This window comes from Endozoicomonas sp. PH6C, assembly GCF_059322965.1.
Window position 1 is genome coordinate 678,712 of the sequence record NZ_CP185342.1, and the last position, 23,623, is coordinate 702,334.

General features: G+C 48.0%; 23 protein-coding genes and 1 riboswitch. Of the genes, 16 read left to right on the forward strand and 7 right to left on the reverse strand.

What is annotated here, in order from left to right; genetic code table 11:
- Window positions 1-237 precede the first annotated feature (237 nt).
- Window positions 238-789 (forward strand): hypothetical protein, encoded by a 552-nt coding sequence (locus tag ACOMG9_RS02750; RefSeq protein ID WP_448215666.1) that lies wholly within the window; start codon window positions 238-240, stop codon window positions 787-789.
- Window positions 790-956: 167 nt separating this feature from the next.
- On the opposite strand, the gene ACOMG9_RS02755 is transcribed toward ACOMG9_RS02750, so the two are convergent.
- Entirely contained in the window at window positions 957-2,816 is a 1,860-nt protein-coding gene (locus ACOMG9_RS02755; protein ID WP_494529715.1) for an RNA ligase family protein, read from the reverse strand.
- Window positions 2,817-3,057: 241 nt separating this feature from the next.
- Between ACOMG9_RS02755 and ACOMG9_RS02760 the strand changes: the two genes are divergently transcribed.
- Window positions 3,058-3,546, forward strand: a complete 489-nt coding sequence (locus ACOMG9_RS02760; RefSeq protein ID WP_448215668.1) for a hypothetical protein — start codon at window positions 3,058-3,060, stop codon at window positions 3,544-3,546.
- Window positions 3,547-4,144: 598 nt separating this feature from the next.
- On the opposite strand, the gene ettA is transcribed toward ACOMG9_RS02760, so the two are convergent.
- Window positions 4,145-5,812 (reverse strand): energy-dependent translational throttle protein EttA, encoded by a 1,668-nt coding sequence (ettA, locus tag ACOMG9_RS02765; RefSeq protein WP_494529716.1) that lies wholly within the window; start codon window positions 5,810-5,812, stop codon window positions 4,145-4,147.
- Between the two features lie 163 nt (window positions 5,813-5,975).
- Here ettA and ACOMG9_RS02770 point away from each other — a divergent pair, with 163 nt between their 5' ends.
- The 3 genes from ACOMG9_RS02770 to nrdR all read left to right on the forward strand — a co-directional run bounded on the left by ACOMG9_RS02770 (window position 5,976) and on the right by nrdR (window position 8,422).
- Window positions 5,976-6,434: a DUF29 domain-containing protein gene (locus ACOMG9_RS02770; protein WP_448215670.1), complete on the forward strand. Its 459-nt coding sequence runs from the start codon at window positions 5,976-5,978 to the stop codon at window positions 6,432-6,434.
- A gap of 122 nt (window positions 6,435-6,556) precedes the next feature.
- Window positions 6,557-7,810 (forward strand): serine hydroxymethyltransferase, encoded by a 1,254-nt coding sequence (gene glyA, locus ACOMG9_RS02775; protein ID WP_494529717.1) that lies wholly within the window; start codon window positions 6,557-6,559, stop codon window positions 7,808-7,810.
- A gap of 150 nt (window positions 7,811-7,960) precedes the next feature.
- Window positions 7,961-8,422, forward strand: a complete 462-nt coding sequence (gene nrdR, locus ACOMG9_RS02780; RefSeq protein ID WP_448215672.1) for a transcriptional regulator NrdR — start codon at window positions 7,961-7,963, stop codon at window positions 8,420-8,422.
- A gap of 36 nt (window positions 8,423-8,458) precedes the next feature.
- On the opposite strand, the gene ACOMG9_RS02785 is transcribed toward nrdR, so the two are convergent.
- Together ACOMG9_RS02785 and ACOMG9_RS02790 are read right to left on the reverse strand one after the other, a co-directional pair.
- On the reverse strand, window positions 8,459-9,502 hold the full coding sequence (locus tag ACOMG9_RS02785) for a calcium/sodium antiporter (RefSeq protein ID WP_494529718.1): 1,044 nt from the start codon (window positions 9,500-9,502) through the stop codon (window positions 8,459-8,461).
- A gap of 52 nt (window positions 9,503-9,554) precedes the next feature.
- Window positions 9,555-9,660: riboswitch (yybP-ykoY riboswitch) on the reverse strand.
- Between the two features lie 139 nt (window positions 9,661-9,799).
- Window positions 9,800-10,813: a S66 peptidase family protein gene (locus tag ACOMG9_RS02790; protein ID WP_448215674.1), complete on the reverse strand. Its 1,014-nt coding sequence runs from the start codon at window positions 10,811-10,813 to the stop codon at window positions 9,800-9,802.
- Between the two features lie 331 nt (window positions 10,814-11,144).
- Between ACOMG9_RS02790 and ACOMG9_RS02795 the strand changes: the two genes are divergently transcribed.
- Window positions 11,145-11,684, forward strand: a complete 540-nt coding sequence (locus ACOMG9_RS02795) for an acyl-CoA thioesterase (protein WP_448215675.1) — start codon at window positions 11,145-11,147, stop codon at window positions 11,682-11,684.
- Window positions 11,685-11,746: 62 nt separating this feature from the next.
- Here ACOMG9_RS02795 and ACOMG9_RS02800 read toward each other — a convergent pair whose 3' ends face one another.
- Window positions 11,747-12,115, reverse strand: a complete 369-nt coding sequence (locus ACOMG9_RS02800; protein ID WP_448215676.1) for a VOC family protein — start codon at window positions 12,113-12,115, stop codon at window positions 11,747-11,749.
- Window positions 12,116-12,290: 175 nt separating this feature from the next.
- On the opposite strand from ACOMG9_RS02800, the gene ribD reads away from it, so the two are divergent.
- The 9 genes from ribD to ribA all read left to right on the forward strand — a co-directional run bounded on the left by ribD (window position 12,291) and on the right by ribA (window position 19,398).
- Entirely contained in the window at window positions 12,291-13,418 is a 1,128-nt protein-coding gene (gene ribD, locus ACOMG9_RS02805) for a bifunctional diaminohydroxyphosphoribosylaminopyrimidine deaminase/5-amino-6-(5-phosphoribosylamino)uracil reductase RibD (RefSeq protein ID WP_448215677.1), read from the forward strand.
- Window positions 13,419-13,430: 12 nt separating this feature from the next.
- On the forward strand, window positions 13,431-14,096 hold the full coding sequence (locus ACOMG9_RS02810) for a riboflavin synthase (RefSeq protein WP_448215678.1): 666 nt from the start codon (window positions 13,431-13,433) through the stop codon (window positions 14,094-14,096).
- Window positions 14,097-14,177: 81 nt separating this feature from the next.
- Window positions 14,178-15,290 (forward strand): bifunctional 3,4-dihydroxy-2-butanone-4-phosphate synthase/GTP cyclohydrolase II, encoded by a 1,113-nt coding sequence (gene ribBA, locus ACOMG9_RS02815; RefSeq protein ID WP_422136838.1) that lies wholly within the window; start codon window positions 14,178-14,180, stop codon window positions 15,288-15,290.
- Window positions 15,291-15,350: 60 nt separating this feature from the next.
- The gene (ribH, locus tag ACOMG9_RS02820) at window positions 15,351-15,824 is read left to right on the forward strand and encodes a 6,7-dimethyl-8-ribityllumazine synthase (protein ID WP_448215679.1); all 474 of its coding nucleotides are present in this window, start codon (window positions 15,351-15,353) and stop codon (window positions 15,822-15,824) included.
- Window positions 15,763-16,308: a transcription antitermination factor NusB gene (gene nusB / locus ACOMG9_RS02825; RefSeq protein ID WP_494529719.1), complete on the forward strand. Its 546-nt coding sequence runs from the start codon at window positions 15,763-15,765 to the stop codon at window positions 16,306-16,308. The genes ribH and nusB overlap by 62 nt, the downstream gene beginning before the upstream one ends.
- Before the next feature lie 98 nt (window positions 16,309-16,406).
- Window positions 16,407-17,375: a thiamine-phosphate kinase gene (gene thiL, locus ACOMG9_RS02830; RefSeq protein WP_494529720.1), complete on the forward strand. Its 969-nt coding sequence runs from the start codon at window positions 16,407-16,409 to the stop codon at window positions 17,373-17,375.
- Window positions 17,376-17,423: 48 nt separating this feature from the next.
- A complete protein-coding gene (locus ACOMG9_RS02835) occupies window positions 17,424-17,897 on the forward strand; it encodes a phosphatidylglycerophosphatase A family protein (protein WP_422409626.1) in 474 nt (157 codons plus the stop codon).
- A 186-nt stretch (window positions 17,898-18,083) separates the two neighbouring features.
- A complete protein-coding gene (locus ACOMG9_RS02840) occupies window positions 18,084-18,743 on the forward strand; it encodes a retropepsin-like aspartic protease family protein (RefSeq protein ID WP_448215682.1) in 660 nt (219 codons plus the stop codon).
- Between the two features lie 61 nt (window positions 18,744-18,804).
- Window positions 18,805-19,398 (forward strand): GTP cyclohydrolase II, encoded by a 594-nt coding sequence (gene ribA, locus ACOMG9_RS02845; protein WP_422473761.1) that lies wholly within the window; start codon window positions 18,805-18,807, stop codon window positions 19,396-19,398.
- A gap of 210 nt (window positions 19,399-19,608) precedes the next feature.
- Here the strand turns inward: ribA and ACOMG9_RS02850 are convergent, their stop codons facing one another.
- Window positions 19,609-20,376, reverse strand: coding sequence for a hypothetical protein (locus tag ACOMG9_RS02850; RefSeq protein ID WP_448215683.1), 768 nt, complete (start codon window positions 20,374-20,376; stop codon window positions 19,609-19,611).
- A gap of 549 nt (window positions 20,377-20,925) precedes the next feature.
- On the opposite strand from ACOMG9_RS02850, the gene ACOMG9_RS02855 reads away from it, so the two are divergent.
- Entirely contained in the window at window positions 20,926-21,339 is a 414-nt protein-coding gene (locus ACOMG9_RS02855; protein WP_317143498.1) for a nuclear transport factor 2 family protein, read from the forward strand.
- A gap of 62 nt (window positions 21,340-21,401) precedes the next feature.
- Here ACOMG9_RS02855 and dxs read toward each other — a convergent pair whose 3' ends face one another.
- A complete protein-coding gene (gene dxs / locus ACOMG9_RS02860; RefSeq protein WP_494529721.1) occupies window positions 21,402-23,327 on the reverse strand; it encodes a 1-deoxy-D-xylulose-5-phosphate synthase in 1,926 nt (641 codons plus the stop codon).
- Window positions 23,328-23,623: the final 296 nt, after the last annotated feature.

Below are 23,623 nucleotides of genomic sequence, written 5' to 3' on the forward strand. Positions count from 1 at the left end.
TAGTTGTTTCATGATTTCGGTGCTATATTGCACTGGGTTACAATTTTTCAGGTTTATTAAGATGCGTTTTTTTTATATCCAATTTATGTTTATTCCGGAGAGTTTTTAGATGCCATAAAAAGTGCAGATAAGGAGAAAGTTACTCTGCTCGTTACGCAAGGAAAAGATATTAATGTAAGGGAGTTCGATGGAGTAGTTGAAGATGAAGAAATCTATGAAGAGGCTGTCTATCCAATAGTGGCAGCTCTTCAGCATGGAAATGTTGAGATGATACTTCATTTACTTCAAAATGGGGCTGATCCCAATGTGTCTGCTTTTTGTATTAGATTTATTGGCTATTCTTCTTTCCATCCAGCCATTTTTGAGACAGAAAGCATGCAGATTATTTTTTTATTATTAGTATATGGAGCTGACCCGAATGCTGGTTTAGGTAGTTCTTACCATATTGATTGCAATACTATATATACGTATGCGAGAGATAGTTGTTTATTTAACCATTATTTTATTTTTTTCTACTGGTTTCTCTTGCCAGAAGATACACGGGCTGAGCTAAAGAGAAATATAACGAACATCCAGGAATTAAATAAAGCATTATTTGATCTTTTTCCGGTGCTAACAATTACTGCTTTAATTACCATATTATCTATAACGCCACAGTTACAATTATCACGCTTCCCATATGCCTTTAGAAAAGTCTTTGAGGGGGTATTGAGACCATTTTTATATGAACGTAATTATATGCGTTATGAAAACTCTTCAATCAATTGTACTGAAAATTGGGATGAGTAACATCTAGAAAAAGGTTTTCAAAGACATTCTTTCATTTGGTGTGATTTTTTCAATTCGTAGTTAACTCTTATCGAGGGGTGAGGTTTGGCTATAGAGTTTCACAAAGAATGACTCATTACCATGAACCGGCATAGGAACGAGTCAAACTAGTCAACAGGCTTTCCCGGTTATTGAAACGTCTCAGGCCGATCATTTATCAGTTGATATGCGGCTTTAAATAATTCAGAAATTATAAGTTTCCACTGTTTGTTATCGTTTACTTTACTCTTGGCAGCTAGCTCATTCTCTCTTTCATATTCATCTAAAATGTCCTTAACAAGTTCGCCTTTAATTTTATTAGTGTTTTTTGTTGTTAATTTATCTGATTTTGAAGTAACAGAACAAAGACGGTTTTCCGTTACTTTTGCAAGAAGTGAGGAAAGTATAATCTGATTCTCTTGCTTTATTTTTTTATTTTCGTTAGGAAGTGCTTTTTTAAAATTGGTTTCAGCAAATCTCGGGTTTTTTATTTTTAAAATGACAGGTTTGTGGTATTTTAAAAATTTAGGCTGCACAGGCTTAATAACAACACCTTCTGCAACATCACCGGTTTGACTATGAAAACTTGTAAAAACCGGATTGAAAGAAAGAGCACTTTCAAGGGAGTCACATATTTTTATCTCTGTAACCGTAGGGATACCAATGGCTGAAGTCCACTGTTTGAAAGTGTTATAATCTATTTTTTGTTTGTTGACGAAGATGTCAAAAGCCGCAAATTTTATATTATCCTGATAAAAAATTTCTTTCTGAATAGATTTGCCGTAGAGTTCGCCCGTAACATTTAAAATGTCTCCTTCTTTACAGAACTTCCGGTGCATATCAAGAATCATTTCTCTGTATTGTTCATTTACCGGGCGGTGGTTAAAAAAGTTTTCATCTTCACCAATCCAATCATTCCTTCTACCCACCTTAACAATGCTGCCGTCCGTCCAGAAGCTGTAGTTGCAGCCGTGAATTTTTTCAAGTACGACCCATGAAAGATCCTGTTCATCATTTTCTTCAATGAATGCTCTAATGGCATCAAGCACGATTTGATTCGAACTGTTTTCTATTGAGTGATACGTGTTGAAATTTTCAGATAGAGGCTTCGGCGTTAGATCAGCTTTTTCATCCAGCGCTGAGGCTTCCGATCGCTGTGTGGGGGTTGAAGCAGTTTCGACTGTGGTCGAGGAATCTGTTGTCGCTTCTGTAGTAGTGTCTTCTGAAGTAGTGTCTTCCGAGTTGGGGTCATCACCGGACGAATTGGTCGTTTGCTTTTCCTGTTGCCCTCCGTTTTCGCTTTTTTTCTCAGGGCTATCAGGCACTTTTCTGATAATCTGCTCAAAAAAACCGGATGTGGAGTCAGAGTCCTTTCCTTTTGGGTAAACCCTGATGGTATCCCGAGTTTCAAAATCAAGGTCAATATAATCCCCCTCGGATGCCGCTGAGGACACAGGGGTCAGCATAGGAATAGAAGCTGTCGCATAAAATGTATTTTGAGTCTCCTGATAGAGTTCCAGCTCAGAATAAGCGATCGTTTTAGAGTTGTATTCCGTTGGCGGGGCGTACAGAGTGGGTGTAGAAAGAACGATGGTTTTATCGATTACGGTGGTTGCCAGTGATATAACGCTGTCGTTCAGTAGTTGTAGCCCTCTGGTTTGGTCAATGGTTTGAATGCCTGTGGCCGATGGGGTTGGCTCAATCAGTAGTGGAAAATAAATGGTGTCTGGCAAGTTGTTTTTATCTTTGTAAATTTCTATCTTGTCCGCTTCTATTTCTATTTTTTGAATGCCTTTGTTATCCATTGCCAGAGACAACGGGTTGCTTTTGTGAAGCATTTCGTTGTTTTTAAACAGGGCCTTATCTCCCTGAACCTGTACTTCCAAGCCTCCCATTCTCCCAATAAAAACCGCTCCGGAAGCTTGTGCACTATTTGACAGTATTGAGCCTGTAATAGTGCACATCAAACCAAGACGCAAACTACCGAGTGCCTTAAACAGCATAGCCATAAATCCTGAATTATTTTGCAGAAGTGAGAAGACTAGATGAATCTTAGGAAAGTTCTATTCTTATTCGGGATTAAGCGGTCAGGGTCTGAAAAGAAACGGCTCTTAAGTACTTTTTCGTTCGTGACCGCTTAAAAAGCAAGTAGCCGGAAGTGCTGAAGAGCATTACTGTACCGGGTCTCGGTTGATGTTGAAAAAAAACAAATGTGTATTATTTTAAACACGTTGTTCAAAAGGTTATGAGATGTTTAAATCCTATCTGATATTGCCAATAGTTATTATGTGCATGTCTTTCGAAGCCTTTGCAGAGAAGACAATGGAGTGCGTTCGAACTAAAGAAGGATTGCTGTTTTACGAACAGGAATTCAGGTTGAATCCACCAATTTCAATTGATGGAAAAAGAATCCACTATATAAAATTAAGATCAGCACTGAAGGTTGCAACAGAGTTGGGAGCCGATGAACCATTCTTCATTATGGGTAGGGGGATGAGGATATACGCAGGTGAAAATTCCGCAGAGGGGCTGATAATACAACAGTTGGATGGAACGACAAATCCAAATGAAATAATTTCACAAGTTCCGCAACTAAGTGGATATAACACTGATTGTGTTATCGACTACTCAAATAAACTTGATGAGAAGCTGCCATTATTCAACGCTGGAGATCCAATGGCTGAACTTAGTAGATTCAAAGTCAAAGTTGTTCCCTTGCATGGCCGCAGCAACTTTTAGAGCGCAGCCAGACAAATTGAGAGCCCCGAAAACAAATGTTTCCATTTCTTTTCGGGGCTTTGTCGATCGGTTGAAGCAGACATTCGTCGTTTTTTCATATTACAGGGGACCTACTCTCAGGTCTCAGTCAATGGCTGAGTAACCGGACGAATGACGCAGTGCTGACTTTTAAAGCGTGGTGTCTGAAGAGCGCAGCCAGAAAGCTACGCTCTAGGAGCCTGACCGAGAATAGACTGCCCTACTGCGGCGGCAGCAAATTGGTCTGAAAATCCGCTTTTGTTCGTCAAATAGCTCGCTATTCTCCTCACAAAACCGAATTTTCATCCTCAATTTTCTGCCGTCCTCGCTACGGGCGCTATTCTCGGTCAGGCTCCTAGGAGCCTGACCGAGAATAGACTGCCCTTCGCGGCAACTGCTCCTGCGTTGCTCTAGCTCCTGCATCCATGCAGTCGTGCGGCGGCAGCAAATTGGTCTGAAAATCCGCTTTTGTTCGTCAAATAGCTCGCTATTCTCCTTACAAAACCGAATTTTCATCCTCAATTTTCTGCCGTCCTCGCTACGGGCGCTATTCTCGGTCAGGCTCCTAGTCGGCTGGCAATCAGGCATCAATACGCTTGTATTTCATTCGATGAGGGCCTGCTGCCTCTTCACCAAGACGCTCTTTACGATCGGCTTCGTACTCGGTGTAGTTGCCCTCGAAGAAGGTGACCTTGGAATCGCCTTCGTAAGCCAGGATATGTGTGGCCACGCGATCCAGGAACCAGCGATCGTGAGAGATCACCATGGCGCAGCCCGGGAAGGCCAGAAGTGCATCTTCCAGTGCACGCAGGGTCTCAACATCAAGGTCGTTGGAGGGTTCGTCAAGTAGCAGTACATTGCCGCCTTCTTTCAGTGTCGCGGCCAATTGCAGTCGACCGCGCTCACCACCGGAGAGCTCACCCACACGCTTCTGCTGGTCACCGCCTTTGAAGTTGAAACGACCAATGTATTTGCGGGACTGCATTTCGTAGCCATTGATGCGAAGAATGTCCTGGCCATCGGAGATCGCTTCAAAAACAGTTTTGTCGTCTTTCAGCTCGTCACGCATCTGCTGAACATTAGAGATTTTGATCGTCTCGCCGTGTTCGATGCTTCCGGAATCAGGCTGTTCGTCTCCGGTAATCATCTTGAACAGGGTGGTTTTACCAGCACCGTTACCCCCGATGATACCGACAATAGCACCCTTGGGAATGCTGAAACTCAGGTCGTCGATCAGCAGCCGATCACCAAAGCCTTTGGAAACATGATTGAATTCCAGAACCTTATCACCCAGACGTGGGCCGGGTGGAATGTAGATTTCGTTGGTTTCGTTACGGGCCTGAAATTCCTGGGACTGCATCTCTTCAAAGCGTGCCAGACGTGCTTTGGATTTGGACTGGCGACCTTTGGCATTTGAGCGGGACCATTCCAGTTCCTGTTGCATCGCTTTTCGATGAGCGTCCTGTTGCTTGCTTTCCTGCTCGAGTCGGGCTTCTTTTTGCTCCAGCCAGTCGCTGTAGTTACCTTCCCAGGGTATACCGTGGCCACGGTCCAGCTCCAAAATCCAGCCCGCTGCGTTATCCAGGAAGTAACGATCGTGGGTGATAGCCACAACGGTTCCCGGATATTCAACGAGAAAGCGCTCCAGCCAGGCCACTGACTCGGCATCCAGGTGGTTAGTGGGCTCGTCCAGCAGCAGCATTTCGGGACTGGAGAGCAACAGGCGGCAAAGAGCTACACGACGGCGTTCACCACCTGACAGATTGTCTACGACAGCGTCCCACTCGGGAAGACGCAGAGCGTCGGCAGCGACGTCCAGTTTGCGCTCCAGGTTATGGGCATCGGCCGCCTGAATAATGTTTTCCAGTCTGGCCTGTTCTGTCGCCAGGGCGTCAAAGTCCGCATCGGGCTCAGCGTAAGCTGCGTAAACTGCTTCCAGCTTGTCCTGGGCTTCCTTGATTTCACCTAGTGCCTCTTCCACCACTTCACGGACTGTTTTACCGGGTGTCAGTTGCGGCTCCTGAGGCAGGTAACCAACGTTCAGACCGGGTTGTGGACGGGCTTCGCCATCAAATTCCTGATCGACACCAGCCATGATGCGCAGCAGAGTGGACTTACCGGCACCGTTCAGACCCAGGACGCCAATTTTGGCACCGGGGAAAAAAGAGAGGGAAATGTCTTTAAGAATCTGGCGCTTCGGGGGAACAGTCTTGCTCACCCGGTTCATGGTATAGACGTATTGTGACAATTTAGGCATCCATAATAGGTTTGACTGAAGCCTCCGTATAATAGCACTTTTGAGGCATTTCTGTATGCTCGTACTTACTCCGCAAAGGCGTCAGCCTCTGCATGCTTCATTTTGATTCCCTTCCGTTCTTTGCCTACAGTGTTAGTGCAATGGAGGTATTTTTATGGAAAACCTGTATGACACTGATTTCTATAGCTGGTCGTATCGTCAGGCCGAGTTGATTAGGCAAGGTCGTTTCAATGAGCTTGATATTGCCAATCTGGTAGAGGAAATTGAAGACATGGGTAAGGCTCAGTATCAGGCTTTACGCAGTTGTGTTAAAGAATTGCTCTTGCACCTGCTGAAATGGCAAATGCAGTCCGGAAAAGACGATCAGCACACAATGACGGACTGGTACAGGAGCTGGCTGGTCAGTATCGCTAAACAACGAGGTGCCATCTTAGATCTACTCGAAGATAACCCTGGCCTAAACAGTAAGATTGATGAGGTCTTGCCAAAAGCCTATCGGTCTGCAAAAAGAGATGCAGCGGCTGACATGAAATGTAAGCCCGATGATTTCCCGACTGACTCCCCCTGGAGCTTTGATCAGATCATGACTGAGGACTGGCTGCCAGAAAGCTGAGCCAGAGCCCATGAGTCTCGCTCAAATTGACATGAAACTTTTTCGATACGAAATCCTGAACAGCTGTATTAGAATGGTCGCCGAAAAACCTCATTAACAGGCAACATTCCGAGGAATCATTAATGTTCAGAAAGGACATGTCCATCGCTGAGTTCGACCCTGAACTCAAGGCTGCCATCGATGCTGAAGCGGTTCGCCAGGAAGAGCACATCGAACTGATCGCTTCCGAAAATTACACCAGCCCCAGAGTGATGGAAGCACAAGGGTCTGTCCTGACCAACAAATACGCAGAAGGTTATCCGGGCAAGCGCTACTACGGTGGCTGCGAGCATGTTGATGTCACTGAACAGCTGGCTATTGATCGTGCCAAAGAGCTGTTTGGTGCCAGCTACGCTAACGTTCAGCCTCATTCCGGCTCCCAGGCCAATGCGGCGGTCTACATGGCTCTGATCAAGCCCGGTGACAAGGTTCTGGGTATGAGCCTGGCCCATGGTGGCCACCTGACTCACGGTGCCAAGGTCAGCTTTTCTGGCCGTATTTACGAAGCGGTTCAGTATGGCCTGAATCCTGAAACCGGCGAGATCGACTACGAAGAAGTTGAGCGTCTGGCGGATGAACACAGGCCAAAAATGATCGTTGCAGGCTTCTCGGCCTACTCCCGTGTTGTGAACTGGCAGCGTTTTCGCGATATAGCCGACAAGGTAGGTGCTTTCCTGCTGGTTGATATGGCTCACGTGGCTGGTCTGGTTGCTGCCGGTGTTTATCCGTCTCCGGTAGGCATTGCCGATGTTGTTACGACAACGACTCACAAAACCCTGGGTGGTCCCCGTGGCGGTCTGATCCTGGCTAACGATGATGAAGAGTTGAACAAAAAGTTCAACTTTGCGGTATTTCCCGAGTCCCAGGGTGGTCCTCTGTGTCACGTGATTGCAGCTAAAGCGGTTTGCTTCAAAGAGGCCATGTCCGATGACTTCAGGACTTACCAGCAGCAGGTCGTTAAAAATGCTCAGGCGATGACCCGGGTTATGCTCGAGCGCGGCATCAAGGTTGTATCCGGCGGCACTGACGACCATCTGTTCCTCATGGATCTGATCGGTAAAGAGTACACAGGTAAAGACGCCGAAGCGGCTCTGGGTGAAGCTAACATTACGGTCAACAAGAATGCTGTTCCAAATGATCCTCGCTCTCCATTTGTCACCAGTGGTCTGCGTATTGGTACTCCGGCCATTACCCGCCGTGGTTTCAATGAAGAGGATTCTGCTGCTCTGGCAGGCTGGATCTGTGACGTACTTGAAAACATTGGTAATGAACAGGTTGTCGGGGATGTGAAGGCGAAGGTTTTGGCAATCTGCAAGCGTCTGCCTGTCTACAGATGATCCAGGGCTGTTTTTCAAAGTAAGACCGCTGACCTGAGAACCGGGTCAGCGGCTTACCCACACAGAATCACTTCATTCTGCAAAGTCTTGGTAATTTTTCAGGGGTGAATTATGATGGAAGACTCACTCTGAAAAACGTTTCTCTTACCCATGCACTGCCCTTTTTGCAACGCTGTCGATACCAAAGTCATTGATTCCCGCCTGGTGGCAGACGGTAACCAGGTTCGCCGTCGTCGTGAATGTTTGACCTGTAGTGAACGATTTACGACTTATGAAATGGCAGAGTTGTTGATTCCCAGGCTGGTCAAAAGAGACGGTTCCCGTGAACCCTTCAATGAAGAAAAACTAAGGGCAGGCATATCCAAAGCTCTGGAAAAGCGTCCTGTCAGCATGGAACAGATTGAAGAGTCTGTGAACCGGATCAAGCATCGGCTTCGGGCCACCGGTGAGCGGGAAATAAAATCCCTGGTTTTGGGGGAAGAAGTGATGCGTGTACTTCGGGAGCTGGACGAAATAGCCTATATCCGGTTTGCCTCTGTTTATCGTCACTTCAAGGACCTGAATGAATTCCGGGAAGAAATTGAACGACTGGAAACCATTGATAAACAATGAGGCCATTGCTGACCTCATTGTAGGGTTTTTCGTTCATCAGCCAATGATTGACAGGGCCAGCACACCCATATAGATGGCAAATACTGCAAGAATAATGGCGCTCTTGAAGCGTGGTAACCTGCTGCATGCCAATCTTCCCAAGGTCATGGATGAAGAAGTGCTGGTTTCGTCGCGATCCATTGACAGGCTGGTTAGTATGCAAATCGCCAGAAGCGCAGTAAGACCGGTCATTGCCAGACCATCCCTCTGCAGGACAGTTGAATCAATTTCCAGTCCGCCAGTGAGAATCCCGGGAAATGCCAGAACGCCTAACAGGTTAAATATGTTGGAGCCAATAACGGTGGCCATCACCAGATCAAACAGACCCTTTCGAGCACTGGCCAAAGCAGCAGCCATTTCCGGCAGACTGGTTCCGAAAGCGATGACGGTAAGGCCGATAATCATTTCACTGATACCGAATGAACGGGCCAGTTCACTGGCACCCCAAACCAGCAGCTTTGAGCTGCCCATCAGCAGAGCCAGCAGCACCAGACTTTCCACAACGGCCCTGGCGGTAGAGATTGAGAGAATAACCACTTCTTCTTCATCTTCACTGTCACCACCGGAATGTTTTGCCAGATAGAAGCAATAGGCCACCAGGGCTCCGGCCAGGATAAATCCATCCATCTGGCTGAGGTCGCCATCCACTATCAGAGCCATTGTGAATGCCAGGACCAGCCCTAACAGGGGCAACTCACGGGTAATAATACGACGGCTGACTACCAATGGATAAATAATTCCGCACAATGCCAGCACCAGGCCGATATTGATGATGTTGGAGCCCAGGGCATTGCCAATGGCGATACCGGCAGAACCGTCCAACGCGGCAACAGACGATACCAAAAGCTCTGGTGCAGAAGTACCAAAAGCAACAATGGTCATACCGATGGTCAGAATGGACATACCCAGTCGAGAGGCCAGGGTAGAAGCGACTTCGATCAAACGATCAGCACTTGCGGACAGAACAACAAAGCCCACGGCTATGGCGACAACTAAGGAAAGAATTTCAATCATATCAACAGGCGAGAGGGCTTTTGACACAGTCAACAATCACCAGGCCCTCATAAACCAGTGCTGTCAACCGAGTCTCGCCAGGCAATGTGTTGTTACACTGCCGTATACGCCACAGTCGAATGACCAATGATGTTGACGCATACACCTGTTGTCTGTCAGGCAGGCTACTCCCCCGAGTGAGGGGGCAGTATATTGAGCTATGAGAATGATATCCAGAGGAATTACCGAAGTGCTGCCATACAAATATGGCTTAGTATCTGTTTTGGTGGTCTGTTCTCAGTTTCCGGCTTTTAGAACAGGCAGTTTCGGTACAAAACTTTCGTCTCAGGGATTGACGGCAGGTTCCAGCATCGTAATAGTACCTTTATTTGCGTCGATACGAACCTTCACACCTTCACCAATGGTAAATATACTGGCCTGATGGCCAATCATTGCTCCATTCCAGGCTGGAATATTCAAGGGTGAAATATGTTGTTTTAACACCTCCTGCAAGCGGTAAGAGCCATAAGGAACCTTGGCATTACAATTTATACATTGACCAAAAATAAAACCAGAGATTTCTTTTAATATACCGACAGTTTGTAACTGGGTTAACATGCGATCAATTTGATAAACATCTTCACCGGTATCCTCCAAAAACAGAATTTTATTTTTAAAACTGGGTAAGTAGGGGCTTCCCAGCATAGAAACTAAAACGGATAAGTTGCCACCCAGAATTTCCCCTGTGGCAATGCCAGGGCGAATAGTTTGAATCCTGGCAACAGTACGGGTTAAATCATCACTTTTGATGATGGGGTTGCTCATGGTAATGGCATTACCTTCAAAGAGAATTTTCTTTAAATAATTAACGGTGTATTGTGTCCAGGGGTAAGCTGCAGCCATCGGGCCGTGAAACGTTATTAAGCCGGTTTTCTGGTGGATGGCTAGCAGCAAGGTGGTAATGTCGCTAAAACCCATAAAAATCTTGGGATGCTTTTTGATTAAAGGGAAATCTAAATATTCCAGTATTCGCGCTGACCCCCAGCCGCCCCGCAACTCGATAATGGCTTTTACTTTTGGATTGGCAAACATGTCATTGATATCAGCAGCTCGTGCCTGATCAGTACCTGCAAAATATCCGGTTTGTTGAAAAATAGTTTTACCGTAGATAACGCTCAAGCCCAGTGCCTCGAGTCGTTCTGTTGCAAATTGCACATCCTGGGCGTTATTAACACGAAAGCCGCTAGAAATTAAGGCAACGGTATCACCCTTATTGAGAGGAGCTGGTTTAATAGCAGGTAACGCCAATACTGGGCTGGTCATTAGCCAACATAGAATAATAAATAATAATTTTTTCATAGTTTACTCCGGAAGAAGGTCTTGTTTTCCTGGCCTCTCCCTCTCTTATCTCCGGGCTTGTCATTTTCCCGACAGACTTCATCAATGGGTACGTCGTTTGTGAGGGGGGGCTGTCATTATGTCCTGTCATCACTTGCATGCGCTTAGTTCTCAGCCATGAAACATCTCATACAGGGCTGAAAGCTATCTAGGATAGTCTAGACAACAAATCAGCTTCGAACAGACTTTGAGCTATTGATTAACAAGCGTGAATGACTCAGTTTTAAACGTTTGTTTCTTTCTACTGTTTGAATGGCTATGATGCTCGGCATAATTACTAGAAGATTTGAGTATGTATCCATTCATTCGACTGCTGACCGCAATCCGTAAAGCCAAAAAAGCGCCCAAAATTTCCGTCGATGCTGTCAGTGAAAACTGCTTTCGCTGTATGCCATGGGATTTAGATCTGTTCATGGAAATGAACAATGGTCGGGTTTTGACGCTTTATGATCTGGGCCGGTTTACTCTTTCGATTCAGTGTGGGCTCTCTGATGTCCTCAAAAGAGAGAGCTGGGGATTGGTGGTTGCTGGCAGTACCACTCGTTATCGAAAGCGGGTCCGGATGTTCGACAAAGTAACTATGTACACTCAGGTGGCTGCGATGGAAGAGCGATGGGTTTATATTATCCAGTCCATGTGGGTCAAAGGGGAACCGGCTTCATCAATCCTGTTAAGAACGGCCGTCACCGAGAAGGGCCGGATAGTGGCCACTGAGCGAGTCAGAAAAGTCATGGGCAGGGAAGACTGGTCTCCAGAGCCGGAAGGTTGGGTAAAAGCCTGGATTGAGGCTGAAGAGTTGCGTCCATGGCCTCCTTTGTCAGCCCGGACTTAAGACGATATGGGCCTTTGACTGAATCTCTTAACCGAAAGTATCCTGCTAAAGACCCTGGCGGCTTACTTTAGCAGGAATTTTTCCGGATGTGGCCAGATCTCACTTTCTGGCCGGTCAAACTGAATCAGCTCAACAAGCGTCCTGCCATCTTTGATAAAAGCCACTGTGACATGTTCTGCCGGAGAGGTGGGCTCAAGAATGACTTCTTTTCCTTTTATGGCTTCCTGAATGTCGTCCACTTCAAAGGCAATGTGGGGTGTGGTTTTTATAATTTCCGGTAATGTATTGTCGTCATCAAAATTCATCCACTCAACACCATAAGGGGTTTCGAAATACCCGGTGGCATGATGCTTCAATTCCTTGTTATAGCAGTCTTCCGACAGCTTTTCGCGGGTGGGTATGCCGACATGGTGAAATCGAAGTTGTTGCATTTGCTTGCTCTCAACTCTTCTCATTTGCAGTAGGCTGATTCTACTTGCGGGAAGGGGCACTGAGAAGTGAGTATTATCCTCATTAAATTTTATTGGGCGCTTTCACCAGTGAGTGATGCCGGAGACAAATTCATATAAACTGGCCCCATTTCTTACTGAGCCCGGAGAAGGTCCCATGGCGTCTGCCATTGATCACGAAATGATGTCTCGTGCGCTGCAACTGGCACGCAAAGGGTTATACACCGCGATGCCAAATCCCAGGGTAGGGTGTGTGATCACGAAGGATGGCGTCATTGTTGGTGAAGGCTTTCATGAGCGATCGGGCGAGCCCCATGCTGAAGTGCGTGCCCTGGAAATGGCAGGTGACCGGGCTAAGGGCGCAACGGTCTATGTCACCCTTGAGCCCTGCAGTCATTTTGGAAAAACGCCGCCCTGTGCAGAAGCGCTGATCAAGGCCAGGGTGAGCCGGGTGGTCGCTGCTATGGAAGACCCTAACCCCTCGGTATCCGGTCGTGGTTTGAAAAGGCTGAGTGACGTCGGCATTGAGGTTGAATCCGGTGTTCTTGAAGCCGAAGCCAGAGCATTGAATCCTGGCTTCATCAAAAAGATGATGAGCGGGCAACCTTTCGTCCGACTCAAGCTGGCCATGAGCCTCGATGGCAGAACGGCTATGGAGAGTGGTGAATCCCAGTGGATTACCGGACCCGATGCCCGCAGTGAAGTTCAAAAGCTCCGGGCGCAGAGCTGTGCCATTGTTTCAGGTGTTGGCTCGATTCTTCATGATAATTCTTCATTAACAGTCAGAGCTGAAGAGCTGGGGCTGCCAGACGCTGAAAAACTGGCCCGCAGACAACCATTAAGGGTGGTTCTGGATTCATCCCTGCAAACCCCTGTCGACGCGAAAGTGGTCACCGGGCCCGGCAGGGCTCTGATTGTCTGCACGGATCAGGCAGAACAGAGCCGACAGGCACAGCTGGAGGCTGCCGGTGCTGAAGTGATCAGGCTGAACGTCGGCAGACAGGTGGACCTGAACGCATTAATGAGCGAACTGGCTCAAAGAGATTGCCAGGAAGTTTTGCTGGAAACAGGAGCTATCCTTGCCGGAGCCGCTGTCAGTGAAGGACTGGTGGATGAGCTGAATATCTTTATGGCCCCGATCTTGATGGGGTCAGAAGCCCGGCCATTGTTGAACCTTCCATTCCAGTTTATGTCAGAAAAGCTGGGTCTTAATATCTCTGATATCCGTGCTATTGGCGATGACTGGCTTATTAAGGCAACGTTTAAACAGAACACTGATTACTGAGATTCACTATTCATGTTTACAGGCATTATCGAGGCTGTTGGTAGCCTGCAGAAAGTAGAACCCCGCTCTGGTGATCTGAGGTTAACGGTCAACTCTGGTTCGTTGGATCTTTCTGATGTAAAACTGGGTGACAGTATTGCCACCAATGGCGTCTGCCTGACTGTGGTGGAATTGACCGGACAGGGATATGTAGCCGATGTTTCCCTGGAAACGCTTGAAAATTCAACGCTTTCGGGACAGGCTGTCGGTTCTGCCCTGAATCTGGAAAAAGCTATGACGCCTTCAACCCGGCTGGGTGGCCACCTGGTCAGTGGTCATGTCGACGGTGTCGGTAAAATTGTCTCCATCGAACCCTCGGGTCGTTCGACGGTCTATTGGGTGGAGGCTCCCGCTCATCTGGCCCGGTACATTGCCCATAAGGGGTCAGTCACGATAGATGGTGTCAGTTTAACGGTAAACAGGGTGGATGGCTGTCGCTTTGCCCTGAACATCGTGCCTCATACCCGGCAGGAAACCATTATTGCCGGGTACCGGGCAGGAACAGAAATCAATCTGGAAGTGGATCTGCTGGCCAGGTATCTGGAAAGGCTAATGGACCCGAGCCTCAGGGAACAGAGTGAATCGGCTCCTGCCAGCCTGACAGCCGGTTTTCTTGCTGAACATGGCTTTATGAAGTGACTGCTTCCAGCTTGGGAACGAAACCGTTAGAATACGCCGGTTTCGCATACCGGATGTATAAAAAACACACATGGGGGTGTTATGCAGCTTAACTCCATTGAAGAGATTATTGAGGATATTCGCCTCGGGAAACCTGTCATCCTGATTGATGATGAGGACCGTGAAAACGAAGGTGACCTGATAATCGCTGCTGAAAAAATCACTCCTGAGATCGTGAATTTCATGGCCCGGGAGGCCAGAGGTCTGCTCTGCCTGACACTGACCGGAGAGCGCTGTGATTTTCTGGGGCTGCCACCGATGGTGACTTCGGAAGACAATGCATCGGGCTTTGGTACACCTTTTACCGTTTCCATTGAAGCCGCAGAAGGGGTAACCACAGGTATTTCTGCCCATGATCGGGCCAGAACCATTCGGGTGGCAGCGGACCCACTGTCCCGCCCCGGCGATATTGTTCAGCCAGGTCATGTATTCCCATTGAGAGCGCAGCCTGGCGGTGTACTCAGCCGTGCGGGTCATACCGAAGCCGGTTGTGACCTGGCGCGTCTGGCCGGACTGACACCGGCAGCCGCTATCATCGAGATCATGAACGAAGACGGCACGATGGCTCGTCGTCCCGATCTGGAAGTGTTTGCCAAAGAGCATGATCTGAAAATCGGCACCATCGCCGATCTGATCAACTACCGAATCCTGAATGAGAAAACCGTCGAAAAGTCAGAGCGGCGCACACTGGATACCGATTTTGGCCAGTTCGATATGACGGCCTACAAGGATTCTATCAGCGGCGCTACGCACATTGCCCTGACCAAGGGCTATATTACACCGAACTCTCCGGCGCTGGTGCGAGTTCACGCTATGGAACCATTCCGTGATCTGTTGTCGGCACATCCGGAAAGCGGTAAGTCCAGCTGGCCGCTGCACAAGGCGATGGCCAAAGTGGCCAGTGAAGGTCGCGGCGTGATTGTGCTGCTGGACTCTGAGTCCAGACTGGACCTGGGCGGAGCACTGGAAAAGTTCTCGGAAGGCAAGAGTGGCAGCAACGGTATGTCCGGTGCTTATCTGACCATTGGTACCGGTTCACAGATTCTGCGTGACCTGGGAGTAGGCAAAATGCGCCTGCTCAGCTCACCGGTTCGCTTCGCTGCCCTGTCCGGATTTGATCTGGAAATTGTAGAATATATCCCGTGTGAAGACTGAACGTCAGAGCACATGTACTTTGAAGTAAGTGCATTACAAAGATTTATTGAGGAAAGCGCAATGTCATTGCAAACCATCGAAGGTACTCTGCAGGCTAATGACGGCAAGTATGCGATTGTTGTTGGCCGCTGGAATGCCTTTGTTGTAGAAAGTCTGCTCAATGCGGCTGTGGACAGCCTGACCCGTCACGGTGTTGCGGAAGAAGATATTACTATTATTCGTTGTCCGGGCGCGTTCGAAATTCCACTGACTGTTAAAAAAGTCGCCAAAACCCAACGCTTCGACGCTATTATTGCTCTGGGTGCCGTCATTCGTGGTGGCACGCCACACTTTGAATTCGTTGCTAACGAGTGCGTGAAAGGCCTGTCCAGCGTGAATCTGGAGGAAGAAATTCCTGTGAGCTTTGGTGTTCTGACCGTAGACACCATTGAACAGGCTATCGAGCGTGCCGGCACCAAAGCGGGTAACAAGGGTGAAGAGGCTGCCATGGCAGCTTTCGAAATGGTGTCCCTGCTCGAGAAACTGGAGGCCTGAGTTGTCCACTGAGAAGCAGGAAACCGGGCAGAAACCTGCCCCGCGTCCTAAACCATCTGCCCGTCGTCGTGCACGTCAACTGGCGCTGCAAGCCCTGTACCAGTGGCAGATGTCCCAGTCATCCGTCACCCAGATTGAAATGCAGTTCCGTGTGGACAACGATTTCAGCAAAGTTGACGACGGCTATTTCCACATGCTGCTGACCGGGATTGCCCGTGAAGCCAGTCAACTCGATGACGCCATGTCGCCGCTGCTGGACCGTCCCATTTCACAGCTGGACCCGGTTGAAATGTCGGCTCTACGCATTGGTTGCTACGAGCTGATGAACCGCTCTGATGTCCCATACCGCGTGGTCATCAACGAAGCGATTGAGCTGGTTAAGCGCTTTGGTGCTCAGGATTCTCACCGTTACATAAACGGCATTCTGGACAAGCTGGCACCCCGTGTTCGTCCTGACGAGGTGCGTAACTTCCGTCGGAAGTAATCGGTTTTTGATCAGGAGGTAGCGCTGTTGTCTCCTGATCTGTTAACCCGCCTGACAGCAGGTTAAACTCATATTTTAGCTTGGCTGGAACCTTTCATATGGCGCTTGGCGAATTTGATCTGATTCGCAGTTTCTTTGATCGTCCGGGTCTTCGATCGCACTTAAGTGATGTCGTTGGTATAGGCGACGATTGTGCGCTTCTGTCTCTTCAACCTGGTCAACAACTGGCTCAATCCCTGGATACGCTGGTTGAAGGCATTCACTTCCCGAAAAACTGCGACCCTTATCTGCTGGGTTGTCGGGCGCTGGCCGTTAATCTCAGTGACCTCGCCGCTATGGGGGCAAAACCCCACAGTTTTACGCTGGGTCTCACCATGCCTGAATCGAATGATGTCTGGCTGCAGTCGTTTTCTGACGGTTTGGCAGAGCTTGCGTCAACCTATCAGATAGGATTGATCGGGGGTGACACCACTCTCGGGCCATTGACCCTCTCGATACAGGTACAGGGAACATTACCTGTAGCTCAGGCGCTGCGGCGAAATGGCGCTAAAGTCGGAGACCTGATTTACGTCAGTGGTTGTCTTGGTGACGCTGCCGGTGCATTACCTGATGTTTTGAGAGGTGAGAGCCCGGACAGTGTTTGCACCCTCGAACAGCGCCATCTGCTGGAACGTTACTATCGACCGACACCCAGAATAGCGTTGGGTCAGTGGTTACTGGAAAATGGAGCCACAGCTGCCCTGGATATTTCCGATGGTCTATTGGGCGATTTGGGGCATATTCTCAAAGCCAGCCAGGTAGGTGCTCAAATCAGTACTTCATCGGTTCCCGTCTCCAAAGAGCTGAAAAGTTTGCAGGGTCTGGAGAAAGCCAGGGAGCTCGCCCTGGCCGGAGGCGATGATTATGAGCTGTGCTTTACATGGCCCGATCGAAAAAAGTTGCAGCTTCCTGACAGCCTGCTGGCTGAAAATCCTGTAACCTGTATCGGTCGAATAACTTCCGCTACCGGGCTGGTGGATGCAGAGACGGCAGAGCCACTTTCTCCACGAGCCTACCAGCACTTTTAGTGACATCTTTTTTATGAAAGAGCATTCTTTCATGGACTACAGAAACTTATGAGCAATACACCCTCAGTCTGGAAAAATCCGGTGCACTTTTTAGCCTTTGGTCTGGGTAGTGGCCTGTCGCCTGTTGCGCCGGGAACCTTTGGTACGGTAGCGGCCATTCCTTTCTATTTGATGTTCCAGTACCTGCCGCTCTGGAATTATTTTTTAGTACTGGTTGTCAGTATTATTTTGGGCATCTGGCTGTGTGGAAAGACTTCTAAAGATCTGGGCGTCCATGACCATCCGGGTATTGTCTGGGATGAATTTGTCGGTTACTGGATCACTATGCTGGCTGCTCCCAGAGGCTGGGAGTGGGTGTTAGTCGGTTTTATCCTGTTCCGAATCTTCGATATTTGGAAACCCTGGCCCATCGGTTGGTTAGACAAGAGAGTGCATGGTGGTCTGGGTATAATGATAGACGACATCGTGGCTGGTATTTTTGCGCTTGTCTGTCTTCAGGTTATTGCTTATTTTGTGCTCTGATGGCTTCTGTCCTGTTGGATCTCAGAGCCATAGAGTTGAGTGTCGGCTTTGAGAGTTGCTGGGTGTTTTCGAGAACAAAATATTCGACTGTGTCTAACAACTTGACCCTGTCGCCTGTGGTGAGCAAGATAGAGCCTAAACGGAATTGGTTATAACCCTTCGTGGGTGATCAAAATAAAAAATAGAATGAAATCAGTATTCTCTTTCAAGGTGATTGCTGGGTTTTTTACCAGCCTATTGTTGTCTTTTTCATACTCTTCCCACGCCGTCAATGTCAGGGTAGTGGCCCTGTTTCCAGACAAAGCTCTTGTCTTCATTGATGGTGAACGTCAATTTCTTAAGGTCGGTCAAGAACCGGTGAAAGGTTTCAAACTGATCGACGCCAGCAGTCGAAAAGCCCGGCTCGAAATCAATGGCGTAGCGAAAGATTATTTTCTCAGTCGCGATATGGGTAACGGCATTCAATCGCCCGAGCTTTTGACGTTTCGAATCAACAGAAGCAATGATGGGCAGTACCTTGCCCAGAGTGTCATTAACAATAATCCGGTTCAGGTGCTGATAGATACCGGAGCGAATGTTGTCGCCATCAACGGTGCCACGGCTGACCGTCTTGGCATTCGCTACAGGGATGGCAGCGCGGTTCGTGTCGAAACGGCCAGTGGCGTCGTCAGAGGTTTTCGGGTGATGCTGGATTTCGTGTCCGTCGGCGGCATACGGGTTGCCAATGTTGAAGCGACGGTCATCGAAGGCAGCAGCCCTGAAAAGGTGTTACTGGGTATGAGTTATCTGAAGAATATCCGATTCAGTGAGGAAGGCGGGGTCATGACACTGGAGGCTCCATATTAACTCGCCTGTAACATCTTGTACTGTTACAATCCCAACGCACGACTGTCTTGAGGAGTAGTGAGTGTCTGTTCGTTACGTTGCAGAGTCTCGCTTGCCCACCCCTTTCGGTGAGTTCATGATGCATGGATTTGAAGAGAGTGGCACCGGCAAGGAGCATCTGGCTCTCTCCATGGGGGATGTGAGTCAGGGTGGTCCCGTTCTGGCGCGGGTTCATTCAGAGTGTCTGACCGGAGATGCTCTTTTCAGCATGCGCTGTGATTGCGGCCCCCAGCTTGAGGAGGCCATGCGCAAGATTGCCGAAGCTGGTCGCGGGGTTATCCTGTATCTGCGTCAGGAAGGCCGTGGCATTGGTCTGCTGAACAAAGTACGGGCTTACCAGCTTCAGGATACAGGGCTGGATACGGTAGAAGCCAACGAAGAACTGGGTTTCGCTGCTGATCTGCGCAAATACGATATGTGCAAGACCATGCTGGATCATCTGGGGGTCACACAGTTAGTACTGATGACCAATAACCCTAAAAAGGTTGATGCTTTGACCCGTCAGGGGATTGATATTATTCATCGTCAGCCCCATCAGACCGGGCAGAATCCTCATAACGAGAAGTACCTGACCACTAAGGTCTGGAAGCTGGGACACTTGTACGATACTGCATGATGTCTGAGCTGGAGCCAGATGCGACCTGTTTCTGGCTCTTTGTGTGTTTTTCTTTAAGTGAAATAAACTGGGCACCCAAAAATGCTACTCGAAACAAATCAACAGTAGATCCCAAAAAAAGAACAGGTTACGAGTGTCTTGTATTTTCCATTGTTTTCTGTACTGGACGGCTTGCACTGAACTTAGTGCAAGCTGTCGGTTATTGAGGATTTAATCTTGAAATATTCTGCCCTCTTTTATGATTGATTTATCGGATGAGTCTAATATCACGTATTTGTTATGTCTTGCATCACACTGAATATCGTAGAGGGATGCTGTAACAGGATTTTCATTAAAAACACACACATAAACGTCGCTGTTGTTACCCAACCTGGTGCCATTTTCAACAAGATGGGAATAGACTTGATGGTCTCTTATAAAAAGCAGTTTTGTATACTTTTTATCACCGAATTCCTCTAAAAAATCATCGACCTCTCCCTTATGAGAGACATTGTTTATTTCATTTATGGCAGTATGCATGGCAGCATTAATTCTGTTCTCACTCGCAGAAACCAGAAGATAACAATAACGATGACTAATACTATAAATGGAAGGCAACTCAGCCCAAATTTTATCCCCTGTTCCCAGGGTAACTTCTATATTTGAACCTAACGGATCGTCATAACTAAACGTTCTAGCATATTCTTCGTTATTCATTTGTGAATATTTTTCATGGTTATTTTCTCTATTTTCCAAAATGGAGGTAGAGAGATGACTGCCAGAAGGCTGACTGTCTGTCGGAACCAACAGCACTTCTTCAAACTTTCTTTTAGTTGCTTTACGGGCTGCAATGCCTGAAGCCTCATTTGCAGAAGGCTGATCAATACGTGGAATAAGCGTTGTAGCCTCCTCCGAATCGGTCCTGGACTCCGCTGCACTGTAATGCGGCGGTTGAGTTGCCGCATTGACTGCGGCGCTGGTTGTTACTTCGTAAGTCATTATATATCCCTCCTAATAACTAGTAGTTTTAGACAAGCAATGGTCATTGAGGTTTTGGACAGGTAATGGTCATTAAAGTTCCAAAAAAAAGCAAAAAATAGGACATCCACAAAAAATAGAAAAAATAGGACATCCATATAAAAATATAAAATACAGCCTATTAACCGCGAGCCCAGCAGCCCATCAAACCCTGACAGCCACTCAGAACAATCGTTTGTCATAACAAACGACAAACGAATCACTGAAAAGGGGAAAAAGTCAGAAATAGCAAAGGTCCCCATATGACAGGACAGACAAATAACAATGGAAAAGTAGAGCAGTCAACTTACGCCATACAATGAGCGACTATAGGTAAACAATCCCTTTGCTCATTACTGTCCCATTTCCCGAGCAATAGTTTTCATGGCTTCCAGCCTGTCCACTGTCCGATAAAGGCGGTTATTCCATCTCATGGTTTTGAGCCATTCATTTGAATCAATTTCCAGTTGGGTCAGAATGGGTGGGATATCTGAAGAAATTGAACCTTTCTTATAGGTAGGAATAGTACTCATGAATGCAAAAGTAATGACTTATCAGCAAAAAGTGCAACTTTTCTGTGATGCTCTACAAATTGTCCTGGCAAAGCATGACACCTCAAAAGTGACTGATTATTTTACGGAGGACGCCGTCATAATCATCAATGAAAGACGTCTGGAGGGCAGTCGGCAAATTTGCGAACGATTACAGTGGATAAAGGAGCATACCAGGAGCGTAGATATTTCTGTGCATCGGATTTTTTTCGACGGTGACCGGGGGTTCGACCACCACACCTCCAGAGTGACCTCTAATGAGGGCTCTACCGCCCTGTTTAAAATATTTGGCTATATAGAGATGCGCGACAATAAAATATCACTGTATGAAGATGTAACCATTCAGATGGAAGGTGAAGAAGCTATGCATTTAGCGACATCTGTTCAGCAATAGATCACAGTAACAGAAGTGAAATGAATCAGCCTCCCAAGAACAGGAGGCTGATAATGAGATGATCAGGCTGGTGTGACGTGGGCGATCTTAATCGCGCTTTTCAGGCTCCGGCTCATGCGTTTCAAAATGGATCGTTTGATGCCCCCGGCATCCAGTCCACACTCGGCCAGTTGTTGTTTGTGACTGGCGGCTTCGATGTAGTCATCCGGAATGCCCAGCTGCATGATGGGCACATTGATGCCATGCTCGTTCAGGAGCTCGGAAACGGCTGAGCCGACTCCACCGGCAATGCAGCCTTCTTCCAGCGTGACCAGCAGTTCATGATCTTTGGCCAGCTGTTGAATAAGCTCTTTATCCAGCGGTTTCACAAAGCGCATGTTTGCGACAGTGGCATTCAGTTCGTCAGCGACTTGCAGAGCGTTCTGCAGCAAAGTGCCGAAAGAAAGAATTGCCACTTGCTGTCCCTGACGACGAATTTCTCCTTTACCGATTGCTATGGGTTCCAGACTTTCACTGATCGCGACACCGGGTCCGGTTCCTCTCGGATAACGGACAGAAGCCGGTCCCTGATACTGGTAACCTGTAGAGAGCATACGACGGGTTTCATCTTCATCAGAAGGTGTCATGACCAGCATTTCAGGTACACAGCGCAGGTAGGCAATATCAAAACAGCCGCCATGAGTCGGGCCGTCTTCGCCAACCATGCCTGCCCGGTCGATGGCGAAAAGGACATCCAGCTTTTGAACGGCAACGTCGTGAATCAGCTGATCGTAGGCTCGTTGCAGGAAAGTAGAGTATATCGCTACGACGGGTTTCATTCCCTCACAAGCCATACCGGCAGCCAGAGTCACTGCGTGCTGTTCGGCAATGGCGACATCAAAATAGCGATCCGGGTAGCGATCAGCAAAGCGAATCAGGTCCGAGCCTTCACACATGGCCGGGGTAATACCGACCAGTTTGTCGTCTTTTGCAGCCATGTCGCAGAGCCATTGACCAAAGACATTACAGTACTTGGGTTTTTTGGGAAGACTGGGTTTTTCTTCACTGGCTTTGGAGCTGGGTTCCAGTTTTGTGATGGCGTGATAACCTATAGGGTCTTTTTCTGCCGGTGTAAAGCCTTTACCCTTGCGGGTTACTACGTGCAGGAATTGAGGACCGTCCAGATCTTTGAGGTTCTCAAGAGTGTGCAGCAACATGGGCAGGTCGTGGCCGTCAATAGGACCAAAATAGTTAAAACCCATTTCTTCGAACAGAGTACCGGGAATGATCATTCCCTTCATGTGTTCTTCGGTCCTGCGCGCCAGCTCCCAGGCATGGGGGATGCCATTAAGTACTTTCTTGCTGCCTTCCCGAATATGGTGATAGGTCCTGCTGGATAAGATTTTGGTCAGATAATTCGACAAGCCGCCCACGCTTTTTGAAATGGACATGTCATTGTCGTTTAAAATAACCAGCATGTTGGCTTTCAGGTCGGCGGCATGGTTCATGGCTTCATAAGCCATCCCGGCCGTCATGGAACCATCGCCAATCACGGCAACGGTACGACGTTTTTCTCCTTTCAGTCGAGCGCTGGTCGCCATGCCCATTGCGGCACTGATAGACGTACTGGAGTGACCTACGCCAAAAGTATCAAACTCACTTTCTTCTCTTTTTGGAAACGCAGCCAGACCGTCTTTCTGACGAAGAGTGCTCATTTTTTCTTTACGGCCAGTGATTATTTTATGGGGATAGGTCTGGTGGCCCACATCCCATACCAGGCGATCATGGGGGGTATCTAAGAGATAGTGCAGGGCGACAGTCAGTTCAACAACACCCAGCGCGGCACCAAAATGCCCACCTACCTGACCGACCGAGTAGAGCAGAAATTCTCTGAGTTCCCGGGCCAGCTGGGGCAGATCTGTCCTGTCAAGTTGGCGCAGCTGATCAGGCGTATCGACCTGATCCAACAGCGGAGTATCAGGTTTTGTCTTGGGTATTTCGTGAAACATGTTTGCTTGCGATCCAGGCCTCTCAGCCATAAAAAGCGACTTTTTCAGGGGAAGCGGTGTTCCGGGTCGCTTTTCAAAAATTCGACGTAGTTCCTCATTCACCACAACTTGTATGGGACGGGAAGGGGAAACCTTGATGTTTCCGGCAGTTTGCCAGGTTTGAGGGTATCGAAGCCTGACAGCGTCATAACACAGTCATGAGAGACTGATATCATTCCACACTCTTCTCAAAGGGCAAAGAATGATAACAGTAAATGTCATCGGTGAATTATAGGATTGTACCTGAACAGGAGGTT

Coding starts and splice junctions, on each gene's coding strand:
- glyA (WP_494529717.1), top strand. CDS start 6,557: ATGTTCAGAAAGGACATGTCCATCGCTGAGTTCGACCCTGAACTCAAG.
- nrdR (WP_448215672.1), top strand. CDS start 7,961: ATGCACTGCCCTTTTTGCAACGCTGTCGATACCAAAGTCATTGATTCC.
- dxs (WP_494529721.1), bottom strand. CDS start 23,327: ATGTTTCACGAAATACCCAAGACAAAACCTGATACTCCGCTGTTGGAT.
- ribBA (WP_422136838.1), top strand. CDS start 14,178: ATGCAGCTTAACTCCATTGAAGAGATTATTGAGGATATTCGCCTCGGG.
- ribD (WP_448215677.1), top strand. CDS start 12,291: ATGGCGTCTGCCATTGATCACGAAATGATGTCTCGTGCGCTGCAACTG.
- ACOMG9_RS02810 (WP_448215678.1), top strand. CDS start 13,431: ATGTTTACAGGCATTATCGAGGCTGTTGGTAGCCTGCAGAAAGTAGAA.
- ribH (WP_448215679.1), top strand. CDS start 15,351: ATGTCATTGCAAACCATCGAAGGTACTCTGCAGGCTAATGACGGCAAG.
- ACOMG9_RS02755 (WP_494529715.1), bottom strand. CDS start 2,816: ATGGCTATGCTGTTTAAGGCACTCGGTAGTTTGCGTCTTGGTTTGATG.
- ACOMG9_RS02795 (WP_448215675.1), top strand. CDS start 11,145: ATGTATCCATTCATTCGACTGCTGACCGCAATCCGTAAAGCCAAAAAA.
- ACOMG9_RS02835 (WP_422409626.1), top strand. CDS start 17,424: ATGAGCAATACACCCTCAGTCTGGAAAAATCCGGTGCACTTTTTAGCC.
- ACOMG9_RS02770 (WP_448215670.1), top strand. CDS start 5,976: ATGGAAAACCTGTATGACACTGATTTCTATAGCTGGTCGTATCGTCAG.
- ACOMG9_RS02840 (WP_448215682.1), top strand. CDS start 18,084: ATGAAATCAGTATTCTCTTTCAAGGTGATTGCTGGGTTTTTTACCAGC.
- ACOMG9_RS02760 (WP_448215668.1), top strand. CDS start 3,058: ATGTTTAAATCCTATCTGATATTGCCAATAGTTATTATGTGCATGTCT.
- ACOMG9_RS02790 (WP_448215674.1), bottom strand. CDS start 10,813: ATGAAAAAATTATTATTTATTATTCTATGTTGGCTAATGACCAGCCCA.
- ACOMG9_RS02850 (WP_448215683.1), bottom strand. CDS start 20,376: ATGACTTACGAAGTAACAACCAGCGCCGCAGTCAATGCGGCAACTCAA.
- ACOMG9_RS02800 (WP_448215676.1), bottom strand. CDS start 12,115: ATGCAACAACTTCGATTTCACCATGTCGGCATACCCACCCGCGAAAAG.
- ACOMG9_RS02855 (WP_317143498.1), top strand. CDS start 20,926: ATGAATGCAAAAGTAATGACTTATCAGCAAAAAGTGCAACTTTTCTGT.
- thiL (WP_494529720.1), top strand. CDS start 16,407: ATGGCGCTTGGCGAATTTGATCTGATTCGCAGTTTCTTTGATCGTCCG.